Consider the following 17,045-nt stretch of genomic DNA (forward strand, 5'->3'; position numbering starts at 1 on the left):
GACCGGGATACGGCCTGCTGGACGTCGCGACACCTGGAGGATGAGCACAGTGACGGAGCACGACACCGTAGTCCGTGGCGGCACCCTGATCGACGGCACCGGCGCCCCCGGCTACCGGGCGGACCTCGGCCTCGACGGCGGGCGGATCACCCGGATCGCCCGCCCCGCCGGCGGCGACCCGCCGAAGGGCCGCACCACCGTCGACGCCTCGGGTCTGGCGGTCACGCCGGGCTTCATCGACCTGCACTCGCACGCCGACTTCAGCATCGAAGGCTGGCCCCAGGCCACCACCCAGCTCCACCAGGGCGTGACGACCCTGGTGACGGGGAACTGCGGGTGGTCGCCGTTCCCGCAGGATCCGGCGGGCCTGCTGCGCGAGTGGAGCGACTTCCTCGCTCCCGAGACCGGGTGGGACTTCACCGACACCGAAGGATTCGCGGCCACGGTGTCCGGCGCGCGGCCCGCCGTCAACCTGGCGTTGCAGGTCGGGCACGCGGCGCTGCGGGTCGCCGTCATGGAGGGAGCCGAACGGCCCCCCGAGCCCGCCGAGCTCGGCGCGATGCGCGCGCTGCTCCGCGCGGCGGCGGCCCAGGGCGCCTACGGCTTCTCCACCGGCCTGATCTACGCCCCGGGTTCCTTCGCCACCGAGGAGGAGGTACGCGCGCTGGTGGCCGAAGCGGCGGCGGCGGGCCTGCTGTACTCGACGCACATGCGCAACGAGGCGGCGGCGCTGCTGCCCGCCGTACGCGAGGCGCTGGGCGCGGCGGAGGCCGCCGGCGGCCGGCTGGAGATCTCCCACCTCAAGGCGATGGGACCGGAGAACCACGGCTCCGTCGTCACCGCGCTCGCCGAACTGGACCGGGCGCGGGAGCGCGGCGTGGACGCCGCCGCCGACGTGTACCCGTACACCGCCTCCAGCACCACCCTGACCTCGCGGCTCCCTCTGTGGAGCATGGACGGCGGGCCTCCCGCCCTGCTGCACAGGCTGGCCGACCCCGCCGATCGCGAACGGGTGGCCGAGGGCCTGAGAGCCCGCTTCGGCCGCGACGTCGACCCCGAGGGCGTCATCCTCGCCGAGCTGGCGGACGGACCCTACAGCGGTGCCGTCGGCGACAGCATCGCCGAGATCGGGCGGCGCGAGGGCACCGATCCGGCGGAGGCCGCGCTGCGGGTCCTCGCGGCACACCGCGCCTCGGTGAAGATCGTCAACCACGCGATGAGCGAGGAGGACGTCGTCACGGTGCTGCGCCACCCGATGGTGTCGGTCGCCAGCGACGGCTGGGTGCTGCGGCCGCAGGGCGCGGGGCTGCCGCACCCGCGCAGCTTCGGCACCTACCCGCGGGTGCTGGGACGGTACGTTCGCGAACTCGGCGTGCTCGACCTGCCCGAGGCCGTACGCAAGATGACCGGGCTACCGGCCCGGCGGCTGGGAATGGCCGACCGCGGCCGCCTCGTCGAGGGGGCGGTGGCCGACATCGCCGTCTTCGACCCCGGGACCGTCGCCGACCGTTCGACCTACACGGATCCCTGGCAGCTGTCCACCGGCTTCGCCGCCGTCCTGGTGGCCGGCGTCGCCGTACTCGCCGACGGCTCGCCCACCGGCGCGCGGCCGGGCACGGTGCTGCGCCGGCCTCGCCCTCGCCGCCCGGCCACCCGGTGACCTCGCCACCGATGACAACCCGGGTGCCTCCCGCGCCCCTGCTCAGCAGGGGACGGCACCGGCCAGGCCGGCTCGTCAGAAGCACGGCAAGGTGTGCCGGCGATCCCTCACACGGTCGTGGACGGCGCGCAACCACGGCTCTCGAGCCGCCGGCAACCGGGCCAGCGTGCGGAGAAACACGTCCAGGTCAGGCAGGAATGGCCGGCACGGCAGCGGCGGTGGCGGATCGTCGCGGCGGACCGCGTCCGGCATCCCGGCGGCCGCCGGGGCGAGACGCCGGTCGTCATGGAAGGCCATGGACACCCACACGCCGGCGGCCAGCGGCACCACCGATCCCGCGTCGCACTGCCATGACCGGCCGGTCTGCGGATGCCGCGGTACCAGGGCGATGTCCGCGGTCGTGACGGACAGCCCAGGCCCGGCCAGGACGAGGTTCCGTGCCGATGGGCCCGGAGGGAGCAGCGTGTCGAGCGCCTTGCGAAACGCCCCGGCGACCGGTCCGTCAGGAACGACGATCCGCCGGCCGCCGGAGACCGCCAGCAGGCGTGCCAGCGCCACCGCGACCGACGCCTCCCATCGCGGGCTCCACCACCCGGGCTGCTCGACGGGCGGCGGGTCGGGACAGGTCTCTCGCAGTTCGTCCCAGCCGGCCGGCGTGCGAGCCGGGCCTTCGACGCCGGCCGGGCGCACGGCGCGGGGGTCCAGCCACACCGCCTGCCAGCGCCCGCAGTCGTCGACGCGGGTCGCCACGGCCAGCCCGCACTGCTCGCACGCCAGGTTGGGGCCGTTCCGTTCGTCCAGGCCGCAGCAGCGGCCGTCACACCGCTCCGGGATGAGAACGGTGCCGCGGACATCCCCGGGCGCGATCGCGACCATTCCGCGGGGTCCGTACGGCAGGCGAGACACCGGCAGGTAGACGCCACGGGCCTCCGCCTCGTGCGCACCCACCTCGTCCCATGGCCGCCACGGCGGCCCGGAGGGTTCGGGGCGCACCGCGTAGGTTCCGGGCTCCAGCAGCGCCGGAAGCAGGTCGTGACCGTACGTCTGGTCGGCGTGGTCGGGAAGCTCGACCCGCGACAATCGCGCAGTCAGTACGGCACCGCATCCGGTGCATGCGAAAACGACCAAGCGTCACTCCCACGCCTTGACCATGCGATCGTGGTCATGCCAGAACAGGCCTGTCCACGCTCACCTTGGCACACGAGGGCCTCACGAAGCACCGGGCGGCGTGGGCCGGGCGTAGAGGTTCCCGTTGGAGCTGCCGACATAGACGAAGCCGCCGGCCACGACAGGGACGGTCGCGGCGGTGCCGCCCGTCCGGAACGTCGATCGCACCGTGCCGGTGGCCGGGTCGAGGGCATAGAGCGTCCCCTCGCGGTCCGAGACGTGGACGGATCCGGCCGCCGCCACCGGGCCGGCGTCGCGGCCACCGGGCAGCGGGAGACGCCAGCGCATCACGCCCGTGGCGGTGTCGAGCGCGTACAACGTACGGTCGGGTCCGGCGGTGAACACGAGCCCGTCCGCCACGGCGGCGCTCCACGTGAACAGGGGCTGGTCGCCCTTGGCCGGGAAGTCCCACAGGCGGGCGCCGGTGGCGGCGTCCAGCGCGTGCGTGGTGCCCTCGTCGTCGCCCACGTAGACGGTCCGGCCGGCCGCCATGGGGCGGGAGGAGATGGCGCCGTCGATCCGGGTCCTCCACCGGACCTCGCCCGAGACGGCGTCCAGGGCGTGCACGCCGCCGTCGCCACTCGTGGCGTAGACGGTGGCGCCGGCCCGGAGCAGGAGGACGCGGTCGTGTTCCGCGCCGAGCCGGTGATGTCGCCGCCGGGTTCCGGTGGCGGGGTCCAGGGCGTACACCATGCCGTGGTCGCTGCCGGTGAGGACGACGTCGCCGGCCAGCACGGGTTCGGGGGCGAGCATGTCGCCCGCCGGCTCGAAGCCCCACAGCCGCCTGCCGGAGGCGGCGTCGAGCACGACGAGTTCGGCCTTCAGGGACCAGGCGGGGCGCCTGGTCCACAGGTAGAGGCGGCCCGCCGCGACCACCAGGTCGCCCATGACGATGATCTTCCGGCTCCACCTCGGGCGGCCGGTGGCGGTGTCCAGCGCCACCACCCTGCCGGTGCCGCCGGCCGCGTACACGGCGCCGTGCGCCACCACGTGGTCGTCCACCACGGGACCGCCCGTCCGATAGCGCCACCGCACCGCGCCGGTGGCGGCGTCCAGCGCGGACACCGTGCCGTCGCGGCTGGTGGCGTAGACGACGCCGCCGGTCACCACCGGTGCGGTACGCACGGCCGCGTCGGTCGGGAAGCTCCACCCGCGTTCGCGCACGGCGGCGGGAGGCCGGGCACCCGGCTCGTACCGGGCGAGCAGCCGGTCGCGCAGCAGCGGCGAGACGAGCCGCACCGCCTGCCGCGACGACGAGGTCAGCCGGACGACGACGGGGCCCGCGTTGATGATCGTCGCGCCGTAGGAGCCGTTCGTCTCGTGCACGGTGAAGGACAGGAAGCCCGGCGCCTCGGTGGTGGGGTCGATGTCGCCGGTCGCTCTGATGGCGGCGGTCTCGGCGGTGTACAACCTGCGCGCGCTCGCATGCGACGACGACACCCAGTCCACGGACAGCGTGACGACGGCGCCGTCGTCACGCGGCGGTATCCAGTCGCATCTCGCCGCGCCGTCCGTCGCGGGGACCGCGCGGTAGCCGTCCGCGAAGGCCGCCAGATCGCGGCCGGTCAGCAGGCCGCAGGCGTCCGGCCAGGCGGTCTTCGGGCGGGCGGTCCCATAGATCAGCCTGTACGCGGTGAGCCGCTCGTCCCCGGGGACATGGCTGAGCACGAAGGCCAGGTCCTGGCTCGCCCCGGCGAGGGAGACGAGGTGAGCGGGCAGGTCGACGGGCAGCCCGGCGAGCCGTCCGGTGCCGGGGTCCACGGAGATCAGGTAGGCGGGCAGCGGCCACGTGGAGTCCTGCAGGGTACGGCCCTGGTCGTTCGCCACGGTGAAGGAGCCGGCGTACAGGGGCGGGTTCCAGCGGTCGGGATCCGTGACCTTGGCGGTCTTCGAGCCGGTGGACAGCAGACGGCCGCCGGGCCCGAAGAAGAAGTCGTCCTCGCCCGCCCTGGCGCGCGCGTACCCTTCGGCGTTGGCCGTGAGCCGGATCGGCGGGCCCCCGTCCTTGGGGGAGGCCGTCGACGGCAACAGGCGCGTCCACACCTGCCGTAGGGTACGCGGATCCATCGAGGCCAGCCGCAGCTCGTTGCCCTGGCAGTAGCTGAGCAGGAGCACCGATCGGGTTGTCGCGGCGCCGGTCAGCCGGCAGCCTCGCGGGTAGGTCACCCTGGCCGTGGTCGTTCCGGTCCGCGCGTCGAGGGCCTGGATGTCGAGGGGTTCGTCCAGCCGTTCGAACACCACGATGCCGCGCTCGGTCGCCATGATGCGCGGGCCGTGGTAGAAGCCGGTGTCGCCGAGCCGGGGCTGACGGTGGCCGGTGGTGATCGTGCGCCGCCACAGCGGCGCGCCCGTCCCCAGGTCGTGGCCGTACAGGGTCTGCTGGGTGCCGTCCGGTTCTCCTCTGGCGACGGCGAGCGTGCCGCCCGCGATCCAGACGCCGGTGACGGGCGCGGGCCGGGCCGGGTCGGCGGGGATGGTGCGCTGGAGCGTGCCCGTGCGAGGGTCGTGCACGCGTACGGTGCCCTGGCGGGTCGCCACGGCGACCGCCCGGTCGGACACGGCGTGGCCCGCGGTCCCCAGGAACTCGACGCCGTTCTCGGCGTCCGCGGGCACCGACCACGACGCACGCCATTCGACGGGTACGCGGGCGAGCGTGGTGTCCACGGCCGCGGCCGGGCACGCCGCCAGGACGACCACGAGCAGGAGCGCGGCGGACCGGTACCGGCGCGGGGTCAGCACTTCCCGGCCTTGGCGAGCTTCCGTTCGATCGCGCACGCGCCGCTCCTGGAGATCGGCTGCCAGCCGCCGAGCGGGGAGGTCGTGTAGTAGGCGCGATAGGAGCTGGAGGTGCCGGTCACCCGGAACGGGGTGCTGTCCGGCCCTTGCACCGTCACCTGCTCGGTCCGGTCCCCCGCGAGCGCGGTGATGACCAGGTCGAAGGCGTAGTAGGCGGCCGTGCCCGTGACCGTCAGGGCAAGCGTGACCCGTTCGTCCCGTTTGAGGTCGATCTGCTTCTTCCTGAAGTACGAGATGTCCGGATCTTCGGGAGAGGTGAAGCGGGGTGCGGGTTCGTCGAGGTCGGCGGAGAGCTCGACGGTGGCGGCCTCTCCGGCGGGGCTGTGGACGAACAGCGCGCCGTCCGAGACGGGCTTGCGGTCGAGGACCCGCGGCCGGATGTCGACGATGCGCAGGCTGCTGCGGTTGCCGACGAGGACGACGGTGAGCTCGGCCGTCTCCACCGGCGCCCGGTCGTGGCGCGCCATGACCGCGTCACGTCGCGAGCCGGACGCGCTGCCCAGCAGGAGCGCCCGGTCCGCCGGGTCGGTCACCGCTTCCCGCAGGGCGGTGTCCTGCGCGGCGTGGTCGACGGCCACGTGGCCGACCTTGATCGGGGGCTCGCCGCTGATGCCGTCGACGGCGTCGGAGCCGCTCGCGTTGTACCAGGCGGAGAACACGACCCCGACCGCCGCGACGATCACGGCGCTGACGATCCCCGCCAGCCACGTCCGCATGGCCTTCCATCCTCCCGCCTCCTTGGCGGGAGCGGCGGATGCGGAACGCCTCTTCTGGCGCGCTCTGGCCATGGGGCGCCCCTTCGTCGGCGGTGTGCGGCAGCTGATTTATAGCTGACGGGATGGCCGCGTGGCCGCGCCGTTGACGAATTCGGTCTGGGATCGCCAGCCACTGCCAGATAGGCGCCCTCGGTGAAACTTGGTGGCCATCACGATGACCAGGACCAGGCCGGTCGCCGCGGCACCCGCGGCGTTGATGACGCGGGCAATCTGGTGGTGACGTCGGAGCTTGGCGTTGGATGCGGTGCCCAGGGCCTGGCTCCAGTACCGGACCATGCCTGCTTGGGAGAGCGTGAAGGAGGTGAATACACCCAGGCAGCCAGGTGCACATAGGCCAGCCCAGCCATGGTGAACACCAGCAAGATCTCCTGGGTGGCATAGGCCACGGACGACAGCGGATCGGAGGCGAAGATCGGCAGTGCCAACCGCTTGGACAGCAGCCGCTGGCGCAGTTCCTCGCTGCGCAAGGCCCGGCCGACCAGCAGACGTTTGAGCAACTCCCCCCAACCGATCACGAGAAAGAGCCTAGATGTGACTATCGCCAAGAGTCAGTATTCAATTACATATAGTAACTTGTCGGAAGAATGGGCGCCGATCGAGGCGGTGCCTCCCGCCGCGCAGCCCGACTCCATGGTCGAAGCCGTGGTGCCGGCGACGACGGTCGACGGTGTGGCGTCCATCGGGACGAGCCCCGCGATCCGATCACGGTGCGCGGGAGCGGACCGGGCGGCCTGGGAGCGGTGCTGACCACGCTGGGGTTCGGCGCACCGGTCCTGCTGCTGGCGCTGGGCCGGCAGGCGGGCTGGCCCTGGTGGACAGTCCGGGACGATGCCGGTGTGGGTCCAGCCGCCGGTGAGGCGGACGTTCCCGGCCGTGACTCCGGGCTCGATACCCAGGAGTAGCAGGCCCGCGCCCACCGCCGCCGTCCGCGTATGGGCGAGGGCCGCCTGTCGCCGGAGTGAGTCCGCCCCAGTGGGGTGCACAGCCGGGCACCTCGTGTCCTCGCGCCCCCGGGGGCAATCAGGACCTTGTTTGGAGGATCAGAAGCCGATGGGCTCACGCACCAGCACGACTGTGGCCCGGTCCGACAGGGCCTCGCGTTCGACGATGAGGATCTTGCCGATGAACGACGACTGCCCGAACTCCTGGAGCCGCTGGTGCTCGCGCGGCAGGCTGTACGAGCGGACCCGCCGCAGCGCCGTCTCCAGGTCCGGCACCACCTTCTGGGCGCCGGCCACCCAGACGACCTTGCGCGCTCCCGACGCGTACGGCGCGAGCTGGCTGCCGCTGGCTGAGGCGATGACCAGGTGGCCCTCCTCGGTCACCGCGTGCACGCTGCCCACGACGTACTCCGCAGTGGCGCCGAGGCGGACGACCGCCTGCACGTCGCCCCTATGGTCCTCGGCTCCGGCCCGGACGGAGGCGAACCGGCCCGACTCGTCGAGGTCGGCGGCGATGCCGGACAGCCGGAGCGTCTCGCTGGAGGTGGTGAAGACGCTTTCGTCGCCGGGGATCAGCCCGGTGACGAGCTCGCGGGCCTCGGCGGCGCTGTCGACGACGTGCACGATGAAGCCGTTGTCGCGCAACGCGGCGGCGGCGCGGTCCAGTTGCCCGGCGGGCGCGGGGGCGGCGAACGTCTCGTCGGGCACGACAGTTTGCACGGACATGATGTATCCCCTGAGATGAGAGATGGTTCTGACGGGTGATCGGAACCATTCTGGGTAACGCTATATCCCTATCGGAAGTAGGCACTTTTTCCTGCCTCGGTGAAGTGGAGGGAACCCTTGCACGTCGACAGGCCCGCCAGCGGTGCGAGCTCCGTGCTCAAAGCGCGCGACGAGATGACCTGCCAGGTCCGCGACGTCCTGAACCGTGTGGGCGACAAGTGGACTCTGTCGGTCGTCAACGAGCTCGGTGCCCGCCCGCGCCGCTTCAACGAGCTCAGGCGCACGGTTCCCGGTATCAGCCAGCGCATGCTGACCACCACCCTGCGCGTGCTCGAACGCGACGGGCTGGTCACCCGCAGCGTGTACGCCGAGGTGCCGCCCCGCGTCGACTACGAACTGACGCCGCTCGGCCGCACGTTGCTCGAGCGGGTCTGGGGGCTGATCGACTGGGCGGTGGAGCACCATGACGACATCGAGGGCGCCCGTGGCCGCTACGATGCCCGGCGCGCGACCGATCTATCCCAGCAGAACTCGTGATCTGGAGAACGTGCCGGTGCTGGTGTGCGGCGCGGGACGGGCGGCCTGCTGGCCGATGGCCCGTCCCCGGCCCTCAGGCCGAGCTGCACGCCCTGGCCAGGGCTTGACGTGACCCCTTCACAAACTGGATCAGGCATGCCAAAATCATGCAAATTATGTAGGAATTGCGTGGAACGGGTGGGGCATGGGGGCAGGGGTGGGGTTGCGCGGCCTCGGCCACACTTTCGGCAACGGTCACGTCGTCCTGCGGGACATCGAACTGGACATCCCGCCGGGCGAGATCGTGGCCATCCTGGGCCCTTCGGGCTGCGGGAAGTCGACCCTGCTGCGACTGGTGGCCGGGCTGGAAGCCCCGGCAGCCGGAAAGGTGCTGGTGGACGGCCGCGCTGTCCGGGGGATCGACGAGCGCTGCGCCGTGGTCTTCCAGGAGCCGCGGCTGCTCCCCTGGCGCGACCTCGCCGGGAACGTCGCCCTCGGCCTGCCGAAGGGCACCGGCCGGGCGGACGGTGACCGCATGGTCCGGCACTGGCTCGACGTCGTCGGCCTGGCCGGCTTCCACGGGCACCGGCCGCGCCAGGTGTCCGGCGGCATGGCCCAGCGCGCGGCGCTCGCCAGGGCGCTGGCCAGGCGGCCAGGCGTGCTGCTGCTCGACGAGCCGTTCGCCGCGCTGGACGCCCTCACCCGGCTGCGCATGCAGGACCTGCTGGCCGACGTGCAGTGCGGCGCTGGAACCACGGTCCTGCTCGTCACCCACGACGTGGACGAGGCCCTGCACCTGGCCGACCGGGTGGGTTCTGCTCGGCAGCAGCCCGCCGGATGCGGGCGCGACCGTCCTGACCGCGCTCGACGTGCCTCATCCCCGGCCGCGTGACCGCGCCCACCCCGAACTCGCCGCGCTCCGCGCCGACCTGTTGGCGCGACTCGGCGTTCCCCGGCCCGTCCCCGCACAAGAGGCAGCCCCGTGAGAAAGATGATCCACCGCCGCTTCCTGCTCACCACCGCCCTGCTCGCCGCCCTGACCACCGGTTGCGTGCAGGGTGAGAGCGGCGCCGTGCCGCCCGCGCAAGGGCAGTTGCGGCTGGACTACGCCTACTACAACCCGCTCAGTCTGGTCATCCGCAAGCAACGCTGGCTGGAGAACGAGCTCAGGGGCACCAAGGTCACCTGGGTGCTGTCGGCCGGCAGCAACAAGGCCAACGAGAACCTGCGCGCCGAGACCATCGACGTTGGCTCCACCGCCGGCGCCGCCGCGCTGCAGGCTCGGGCCAACGGCACCCCGATCAAGACGATCGGCATCTACACCAGGCCCGAATGGACGGCGCTCGTCGTGGCCAAGGACTCGCCCGTCACCGAGGTGAAGCAGCTCAAGGGCAAGAAAGTCGCCGCGACCAAGGGCACGGACCCGTACTTCTTCCTGCTCCAGGCGCTTAAGGAGGCAGGACTCGGCGGCACGGACATCGATGTCGTCAACCTGCAGCACGCCGACGGCAGAACGGCGCTCGAACGCGGCGACGTCGACGCCTGGGCCGGGCTCGACCCGCTGATGGCGCAGAGCCAGGTGGATGCCGGCTCCAAGCTCGTCTACCGTAACCCGGCCTTCAACTCCTACGGCTTCCTCAACGCCCGCGAGGGCTTCCTCACCGAGCATCCGGACCTCGCGCAGAAGGTTATCGACGCCTACGAGCGGGCGCGCGCGTGGGTCGCCGCGCACCCGGACGAGGCCGTTCAGTTGCTGGCGGCCGAGGCCAAGCTCGCCCTGGAGGTCGCCTCGGTGGTGCTGAAGGAGCGGACGGGAGCGGACATCAGTCCGGTGCCCGGCGCCGAGCAGCGCGCGGTGCTGGAGCGCATCCTGCCGACCCTCGTCCGGGAGAGCCAAGTGCGCTCGGAGGCGGAGGCCCGTAACGCGCTGGACTCGCTGTTCGAGCTCCAGTTCGCGGAGAAGGCGCAGGCATCTTCGTGACCGAGCGTGCCGACGGTCCCGCCTCCCGCCCGGCCGGCGTCGGGCGGCCGCGTGCAGGCGGGCGTTGGTCGTCGCGGCCGGGGCGGATCGCCGCGGGGCTGGTGGTGCCGCTGATCGTGCTGGCCGCCTGGCAGGTCGCCGCCACCGCAGGTGTGTTCACCCCGGCGCAGCTTCCCGCGCCCTCCACGGTCCTGGCGGCGGTGGCGGAGCTGGTTCGGCGCGGCGAACTCTGGCAGCACGTCGCGATCAGCGGGCAGCGTGTCCTGCTGGGCTTCGCTACCGGCGCGGCCGCAGGACTGGTGCTGGGAGCGGCGGTCGGCCTGTATCCGCCGGTCAGGGCGTTGCTCGCACCCAGCGTCGCCGCCCTGCGCGCGGTGCCGTCGCTCGCGTGGGTGCCGCTGCTGGTGCTCTGGCTGGGCATCGCCGAGGCCCCGAAGATTGTCCTGGTGGCGATCGGCGCCTTCTTCCCCGTCTACACCACGGTCGCCACGGCGCTGGCCCACGTGGATCCGCACTTGGTCGAGGCCGGCCGCGCGTACGGGCTGCGCGGGGTGGGCCTGCTCACCCGCATCCAGCTCCCGTACGCCGCACCCGCCGTCCTCGCCGGGCTGCGGCTCGGCCTCGCCCAGGGCTGGTTGTTTCTGGTCGCGGCCGAGTTGATCGCCTCGTCCATGGGGCTCGGCTTCCTGCTGATCGACAGTCAGAACACCGGCAGGACGGACATCCTGCTGCTGTCGATTCTGCTGCTCGCCCTGCTCGGCAAGGCCGCGGACGCGCTGCTCGGTCTGCTGGCGAGGAGCTTGTCCGGGCCCCTCGCCCGCGATTCCGGGTGACGAACGGCGTCCGCGACCGCTCTCACTCTCGCCTGACGCGGGCGCGCAACCGTCAGGTCTCGGCAGGAGGGCCGGCCATGACGCTGCCCGGGGCCGAGGCTCCCGCCCTCCAGGAGGCGGAACGCCCCCTGGAGGTGGTGACCGCCCGCCGTCCGCTGCGTTGGCTGGCCGCAACCGCGCTGCTCACGCTGGAGCTGACCGCGCTCGGCATCGGGCTCGGCTTCGCCCTCGGCACGGTGCTGGCGCCATGCGACTGTTGCCCAACCGGCTGCTGTCGGCGGTGGCGTGGGGCTGTGCGTTGGTGCTCCGGTCGATGCTCGGATTGTCGTCCAGGGGCGCTCGGCTCAGGACTCGGGGGTGATGCGCAGGGCGTGCGGGGACAGGCTGGCCTGCAGTCGGAGGCCGCCGATGATCGTGGCCCGCTCGCTGGCGGCGTTCTTCTGGGCCCAGCTCCGCGCGCGCTCGCGCAACTTCGGCTGCGGAACGAGGGCCGCGTCGGCCATCGTGGCGAAGACCGTGGTGCAGGCGTCCTCGTAGGTGCCGAGATGGCAGGTGGCCTTCACCACCCTGATCCTGTCGGCGGCGTCGTACTCGATGTCCACGTACCTGCGCCCGTCGTCGCCCTTCGGCTGGCACCGCATGTGCTGCTTGGCCATGCTCCACGTGTCCGGGTTGCCGGGCTTGTTGGCGCACGCCCAGGAGTTGGCCTTCTTCATCCACTCGTCGACGATCAAGGTCAGGGTCACGCCGGGCAGGTACTGGTCGCCGACATCGGGGAAGTCGTCGGCGAAGGCGGGTGCGGCGGTGCTGGCCCGTACTTCGGTGGTGAGCAGGCCCACGGCGCCTCCCAGCACACCGCCCAGGACGAGCGCCGCGATCACGACGCCGGCGAGCGGCAGGAGGAGAGCCCTCCGCCGCGGCGGCCGGGGCGGCGAAGGCGCCGGCGACGGGGCGTGCTGGAAGGGAAAGGGAGGCGAGGGCTGGACCGGGCGCCAGCCCGTGCCGTCCCACCAGAACCTGCCGTCGGGGGAACGCTGGCCCGTGGTCAAGTGGGAATCCTTATGTCGAGCCGGACGTGGGCCTTCTCCGAGGTACGCAACACGTACGTGTAGTCGAGGATCGTGGCCTGGGTGTCCTTGCCGGCATCCACCTGCGCGGTCAGCCAGTCGCGGATCTCGGCCGTGGCCGCCGGGTCGTCCCGGTAGGGGAGGACGGCGAACCAGGTCAGGTAGGCCAGACCGGCCTCGGTGAGCGGGTCCTCGTCGGCGTGGAAGACCCGGGGGGAGAGGCGGTAGACACCCCCGTCCGAGGACTCCACCCACGCCTCGAAGTGGACCGAGCCCACCACCATCTCGCACATCCAGGAGCCACGCGACTTGTCCTCGCAGGTGTGCCCGCGGCCCCGCAACGCGTCGAGCAGCGCGGACGCCTCGAGCCCTGGGATGCAGTCACGCGAGCCGCAGGACTGTGTCACCTGGCCGGCGCGCAGGTCCCGGGCATACAGGTACGCGCCGGCGCCGGCCGCGAGGAAGGCTGCCAGACCGGCCGCGAGGATCAGGATCCAGCGGGAGCGTGTGCCCACCTCACCCACCGTTCCGCACGAAGGCGGTCCACCGGCCGCGGAACGCCGACGCGGACAACCCGAGCACGTCCCTGGCCATCCCGTCGAAGATCGGCAGCTCGAAGAAGGAGGCGCCGGTGCTGGGGCGCTCGATCACCCGCGCGTACAGCTCCACCGCCGCGTCCCGGCCCTTGAGCCGTTCGGCCAGGCTGAACACCGACGAGCCGAGCTCATAGTTGAAGTGGATGTCCTGGCCGTAGAAGTCCTTGTTCGAGGGCGGCGCGTCGCGGAACTTCCCGGCCCGTACCCCGGCCGCCACACCCGCCCGGACCTGCGCGGCCCTCGCCTGGTTGCCGATGGTCTCGGTGTACCGGGCGAAACCTTCGACGGCCCAGGTCGGCGGGCCCAGCTCGCCGATGTTCGTCATCGTGGCCCGTGCGGTGACCGCGTGCGCCAGCTCGTGGCGGATGGTGCTCGCCGGATCGGCGCCCTGGTGGTTGCGCAGGTTGACCACGATCCGGGAGGCCGCGTACTCGCCCTGGTAGAGCTGGCCGTTCTTGCCCACGCCGCGCTGCCGGATCTGGAAGCCGAGGATCTCCGGGTTGAAGTCGCCGGCGGAGCCCAGGCCGAACCACTGCCGGTAGTTCGCGGCGTCACGCGTGAAGAACAGGACGTGTCCCGGGTACGTGAGCCGGTCGCCCCACAGGCGTTCGAGCATGCGCAGCTCCCGGTCGGCGGCAGCCGCGTACCGGTCCAGGTCGCCGGCGCTGCGGTCGCCCGCCAGCCACACCTTCTCGCCGACCTGGACGACCTTCAGCGCGTCGGTGTGCCAGGGCGCCTCGGCCGGCGGCGCGCTGCCGCTCGGGTTCTCCCTGGTCACGCGGGTGATGCCGGTGACCACGTCATCCTTCATCCGGTAGACGAACGACTCGGCGGGCGCGATGTCGCCCGGCCCGGCGTCCGCGGTCAGCTTCAGCACCCGGATGACCGGCTTGAACTGGCTCTCCCCGCCGGACATGCGCTGCTCGATCGTCGGTCCGGTGAGGTGGCGGACGTCTTCGAGCTCGAACTGGCGCAGGTTCGCGAAGACCAGCTTCTCGTACCGCATCAGCTTGTCGTTTGACGTGTCCAGACCGGCCAGGTAGGCGCCTTCGTCACGGTCCTTCAACGCTCTGGCCCGGCGCTCCAGGAACGGTCGCAGACGCTGCATGCCCGAACTGCCGGAATCGTAGTCCTCGCTCTCTATGAGCGGCCTGCGCTGCCCGCCGCACCCGGCGACCAGCAGCCCTCCGGCCAGCAGCACGGCACGTCTCGACCACGCCGCGTTCGTCTCCGGCATCCTTCCCCCACGCTTCACGGTCAGCCTTCGTCCGCGACCCGCCCCTCACGAAAGGCAGCGACCGCGGAGCGGTGTGACGGAGTGAAAGACGGACACTGACGTGCGGACAGGCGGCCCCCTCGACGACTGTGCGGGACGAGACTCTAGCGAGGCATCCGCATGACGGTCATTGACCGTCAGCGCACGAACGTTGGCACCCGGCGCAAGCCGCGGCCGGCGGTCCGGCCGCCCGCGTGCTCACGCGCCGCCGTCCCTCTCGCGCGGCGCGGCCGGACGGCAGGGAGCGTCTGCCGGTTGGTGCCGCGTCCTGAGAGATCTCCGGTATTCGCCAGGGGGCATGCCGTACGCCCTCCTGAAGGCGCGGTTGAAGGCGGCGGCGTCCCGGAAGCCCCAGAGCCCGGCGATCTCCGCGACGCGACGCAGGTCGTGGCGGGGGTCGGCCAGGTCCGCGCGGCAGCGTTCCAGCCGCTGCCGGCGGATGTACTCGCTGACGGTCTGCGCCTCCTCCTCGAAGACGTGGTGCAGGTGGCGTACGGAGATGTTGTGGGCGGCGGCGATCGCCGGCGGAGCCAGCGCCGGCTCTCCGAGGTGCCGCCGGATGAACAGCTTGATCTCCCGCGCGAGCGCCTGGTGGCGAGTCGCCTCCGGTAGCGTGCGCGTCGCGTCGGCCAGCCCCGCCAGGAAGACGGTGGCGAGCTCGCTCGCCACCTTCCCCAGCGAGGCGTCCTCTGCGGAGCCCAGTGTCCCGCCCTCCCGGATCAGACCGCCAAGGAACTGGGCGAGCAGCGCTCCTGACCCGCGTGCCGACGACACCGGCCGGCCCACGTGCCGGCGTAACCGCTGCTCGGGCACGGGCAGCGCCCGGCGCGGCAACTGCAGCGAGATGATGCCGGACAGGCCGCCGTCCCGGCAGAGCACCCCGCTGTCGTACGGCCGGGAGGTGTCCATCAGCACCAGGTCGCCGACCGCCAGATCGGCCGTGGAGCCTGCTTGCTCCAGCCACATCCTCCCGGTGCACACGAGCGCCACCCACCACTGATCCGGGTCCGACTGGCGGATCATCCTCGAGGTGCGGAGCGTGCGCAGGTCGGGGTACCTCGGCGCCGACACGGTGATCTCGCCCAGCTGCAGCAGCTTCAGCGCGGCCGGGAAGTCGGCTTCGTGCTCGCTGCTGATCCGCGTGGGCATCAGGTGTCGCCCGACGAGAGCGCACCATCCCTCGAAACGGTCGGGAGGAGGCAGGTGCGAGCTGCGCCACTCGAACACATCGCTCCTTGAGCTTTCCGCGATGCCGCAGGCCGTCGTGGCCCGCACGTGCCGGCCATGTGCCGGCACGTGGCCGGCGGGAGAGCGCGCGACCGGCAGCCGATGCGCGTGCTCATCCGCCGTGTGATCGTACACGAACGTCCCATCAGGCGGCCTTTGTCTGACCGGTGCGGACCGGGTTGCCCGGCTCCTGGTCGCGGGTCCACCAGCCGGCGTCCGCGCCAGGGTGATGGCTCCGCGTCCGCTCGTGGACCCGACTTCGTATCGAACATGTGATCTAAAACTAGGGGACTTCCGGCCTATGATCTTGCTGTTCGCCGACAGGGGCGGGCATGACCGGACAGGAGACCGACTTGAGGCGTGCGCTGATCGCGTTAGGCATCGGCCTGAGCGTGCTGGCATCCACAACCGTCACCGCGCCGGCCCGGGCCGCGAGCGTGGTGAAGGTGCGGCTGGCGTACACGATGGCCGATGCCCAGGAGGTCGCCAGGTTCTGGTTGGCCGACGGAGCCGCCAACCTGAGGAACGCCACGCCGTACGACGTGTGGACCGGGCTCGCGGGGGAGCGGCTGGCCACGGACGTCGTCCCCGGCGGGCCCCCGTACTCCGTCCCGCCGGTGGAGGGGACGGTCCAGCCCGTAGGGGACGCGCCCACGACCCTGGGCAAGGTGTTCTTCATCGGCAGCGACCTCGCGCCCCACTGGTGCACCGGTACGTCCGTGCAGACCGCGTACCGCAACCTCGTCGCGACGGCCGGCCACTGCATGCTGGACGTCGAGGCCCCGATGGGCGCGCTCGGCAAGTGGGTCTTCGTCCCTGGCTACTCCGGGGGCGCGGTCCCGCACGGCCTCTACGTCGGCAAGGAGGCCATCGGCCACTACGACTTCGACGATCTCCGCGACCGGGACCGCGACTACGGCTTCGTCGCCGTGCACGACGGCGCCGTCCTGTCCGCCGCGGGCGTGCTGACCAGCGTCGGCAGGCTGGGCGACAACGTCGGCTGCCAGGGCATGACCTTCAACCAGCCGCTCGCGCCTGAGGCCGACCTGTTCGGCTATCCCGGTGGCGAGAGCCTCGAACGGGTGGCAGGATCCCCGTTCGCGATGCTGCTGGCCGGACCTCGCGAGGACCGGCCCGTCGGCGTGGGCTCCTCGTTCGCCGGTGCGGGCTGGCTCGGGTCCTCGTGGCTGACGCGGTATGCGGGCGACAGCCGTACCGGGTATCTCAACGGCATCACGATGGGCGTATCCGACACCGATGGCGACGGCCGGAACGACGCGAGCGTCTCGGCGTACTTCGACGGGGAGGCCGCAGAGGTCTACCGGTACGCCGCCCACCGCTGGAGCGGCCCCATCGCGTAGACGGCCGCCGCGCCCGCCCCCCCCGGCGGGGGGGGGGGGGCTCTCCCCGGTCCCCATGGGGGCTTCGGTCCCGCCCGCCATTCCAGGGGTCCGCCGTTCCACGCCGCCCCCCGCCCGGGCCT

Annotated in this window: 16 protein-coding genes; 7 read left to right on the forward strand and 9 right to left on the reverse strand. The window is 72.2% G+C overall.

Going from position 1 to position 17,045, the window contains the following annotated elements:
• Positions 1–40: 40 nt before the first annotated feature.
• The gene (locus ACZ6SA_RS36780; RefSeq protein WP_465833430.1) at positions 41–1,660 is read left to right on the forward strand and encodes an N-acyl-D-amino-acid deacylase family protein; all 1,620 of its coding nucleotides are present in this window, start codon (positions 41–43) and stop codon (positions 1,658–1,660) included.
• 75 nt (positions 1,661–1,735) lie between these two features.
• On the opposite strand, the gene ACZ6SA_RS36785 is transcribed toward ACZ6SA_RS36780, so the two are convergent.
• From ACZ6SA_RS36785 to ACZ6SA_RS36800, 4 genes are all read right to left on the reverse strand, one after another.
• The gene (locus ACZ6SA_RS36785; protein WP_465833432.1) at positions 1,736–2,740 is read right to left on the reverse strand and encodes a hypothetical protein; all 1,005 of its coding nucleotides are present in this window, start codon (positions 2,738–2,740) and stop codon (positions 1,736–1,738) included.
• A gap of 129 nt (positions 2,741–2,869) precedes the next feature.
• Entirely contained in the window at positions 2,870–5,602 is a 2,733-nt protein-coding gene (locus ACZ6SA_RS36790; protein ID WP_465833434.1) for an outer membrane protein assembly factor BamB family protein, read from the reverse strand.
• Positions 5,560–6,339 (reverse strand): hypothetical protein, encoded by a 780-nt coding sequence (locus tag ACZ6SA_RS36795; RefSeq protein WP_443155810.1) that lies wholly within the window; start codon positions 6,337–6,339, stop codon positions 5,560–5,562. The genes ACZ6SA_RS36790 and ACZ6SA_RS36795 overlap by 43 nt, the downstream gene beginning before the upstream one ends.
• A gap of 209 nt (positions 6,340–6,548) precedes the next feature.
• Positions 6,549–6,914, reverse strand: a complete 366-nt coding sequence (locus ACZ6SA_RS36800) for a phospholipase D-like domain-containing protein (protein ID WP_465833436.1) — start codon at positions 6,912–6,914, stop codon at positions 6,549–6,551.
• Positions 6,915–6,972: 58 nt separating this feature from the next.
• Here ACZ6SA_RS36800 and ACZ6SA_RS36805 point away from each other — a divergent pair, with 58 nt between their 5' ends.
• Positions 6,973–7,146 (forward strand): hypothetical protein, encoded by a 174-nt coding sequence (locus tag ACZ6SA_RS36805; protein ID WP_465833438.1) that lies wholly within the window; start codon positions 6,973–6,975, stop codon positions 7,144–7,146.
• Positions 7,147–7,439: 293 nt separating this feature from the next.
• Here ACZ6SA_RS36805 and ACZ6SA_RS36810 read toward each other — a convergent pair whose 3' ends face one another.
• Entirely contained in the window at positions 7,440–8,066 is a 627-nt protein-coding gene (locus ACZ6SA_RS36810) for an LUD domain-containing protein (RefSeq protein ID WP_443155807.1), read from the reverse strand.
• Between the two features lie 117 nt (positions 8,067–8,183).
• Here ACZ6SA_RS36810 and ACZ6SA_RS36815 point away from each other — a divergent pair, with 117 nt between their 5' ends.
• From ACZ6SA_RS36815 to ACZ6SA_RS36830, 4 genes are all read left to right on the forward strand, one after another.
• Entirely contained in the window at positions 8,184–8,603 is a 420-nt protein-coding gene (locus ACZ6SA_RS36815) for a winged helix-turn-helix transcriptional regulator (protein WP_443155806.1), read from the forward strand.
• Positions 8,604–8,787: 184 nt separating this feature from the next.
• Positions 8,788–9,474 (forward strand): ABC transporter ATP-binding protein, encoded by a 687-nt coding sequence (locus ACZ6SA_RS36820; protein WP_465833441.1) that lies wholly within the window; start codon positions 8,788–8,790, stop codon positions 9,472–9,474.
• Between the two features lie 99 nt (positions 9,475–9,573).
• Entirely contained in the window at positions 9,574–10,563 is a 990-nt protein-coding gene (locus ACZ6SA_RS36825; protein ID WP_465833541.1) for an aliphatic sulfonate ABC transporter substrate-binding protein, read from the forward strand.
• Entirely contained in the window at positions 10,560–11,396 is an 837-nt protein-coding gene (locus tag ACZ6SA_RS36830; protein ID WP_443155804.1) for an ABC transporter permease, read from the forward strand. Before ACZ6SA_RS36825 ends, ACZ6SA_RS36830 begins: the two co-directional genes overlap by 4 nt.
• A gap of 344 nt (positions 11,397–11,740) precedes the next feature.
• Here ACZ6SA_RS36830 and ACZ6SA_RS36835 read toward each other — a convergent pair whose 3' ends face one another.
• The 4 genes from ACZ6SA_RS36835 to ACZ6SA_RS36850 all read right to left on the reverse strand — a co-directional run bounded on the left by ACZ6SA_RS36835 (position 11,741) and on the right by ACZ6SA_RS36850 (position 15,562).
• Entirely contained in the window at positions 11,741–12,445 is a 705-nt protein-coding gene (locus tag ACZ6SA_RS36835; protein WP_465833443.1) for a hypothetical protein, read from the reverse strand.
• Positions 12,442–12,978, reverse strand: coding sequence for a hypothetical protein (locus tag ACZ6SA_RS36840; RefSeq protein ID WP_347648741.1), 537 nt, complete (start codon positions 12,976–12,978; stop codon positions 12,442–12,444). The genes ACZ6SA_RS36835 and ACZ6SA_RS36840 overlap by 4 nt, the downstream gene beginning before the upstream one ends.
• A 1-nt stretch (position 12,979) precedes the next feature.
• Positions 12,980–14,296: a hypothetical protein gene (locus ACZ6SA_RS36845; RefSeq protein ID WP_465833445.1), complete on the reverse strand. Its 1,317-nt coding sequence runs from the start codon at positions 14,294–14,296 to the stop codon at positions 12,980–12,982.
• Between the two features lie 237 nt (positions 14,297–14,533).
• A complete protein-coding gene (locus tag ACZ6SA_RS36850; protein ID WP_347648743.1) occupies positions 14,534–15,562 on the reverse strand; it encodes a helix-turn-helix domain-containing protein in 1,029 nt (342 codons plus the stop codon).
• Positions 15,563–15,915: 353 nt separating this feature from the next.
• Here ACZ6SA_RS36850 and ACZ6SA_RS36855 point away from each other — a divergent pair, with 353 nt between their 5' ends.
• On the forward strand, positions 15,916–16,923 hold the full coding sequence (locus ACZ6SA_RS36855; protein WP_347648744.1) for a trypsin-like serine peptidase: 1,008 nt from the start codon (positions 15,916–15,918) through the stop codon (positions 16,921–16,923).
• The last annotated feature ends 122 nt before the right edge of the window (positions 16,924–17,045 follow it).

It is taken from the genome of Nonomuraea sp. NPDC049378, from assembly GCF_055586745.1.

Coding starts and splice junctions, on each gene's coding strand:
- ACZ6SA_RS36780 (WP_465833430.1), top strand. CDS start 41: ATGAGCACAGTGACGGAGCACGACACCGTAGTCCGTGGCGGCACCCTG.
- ACZ6SA_RS36795 (WP_443155810.1), bottom strand. CDS start 6,339: ATGCGGACGTGGCTGGCGGGGATCGTCAGCGCCGTGATCGTCGCGGCG.
- ACZ6SA_RS36810 (WP_443155807.1), bottom strand. CDS start 8,066: ATGTCCGTGCAAACTGTCGTGCCCGACGAGACGTTCGCCGCCCCCGCG.
- ACZ6SA_RS36820 (WP_465833441.1), top strand. CDS start 8,788: ATGGGGGCAGGGGTGGGGTTGCGCGGCCTCGGCCACACTTTCGGCAAC.
- ACZ6SA_RS36825 (WP_465833541.1), top strand. CDS start 9,574: ATGATCCACCGCCGCTTCCTGCTCACCACCGCCCTGCTCGCCGCCCTG.
- ACZ6SA_RS36845 (WP_465833445.1), bottom strand. CDS start 14,296: ATGCCGGAGACGAACGCGGCGTGGTCGAGACGTGCCGTGCTGCTGGCC.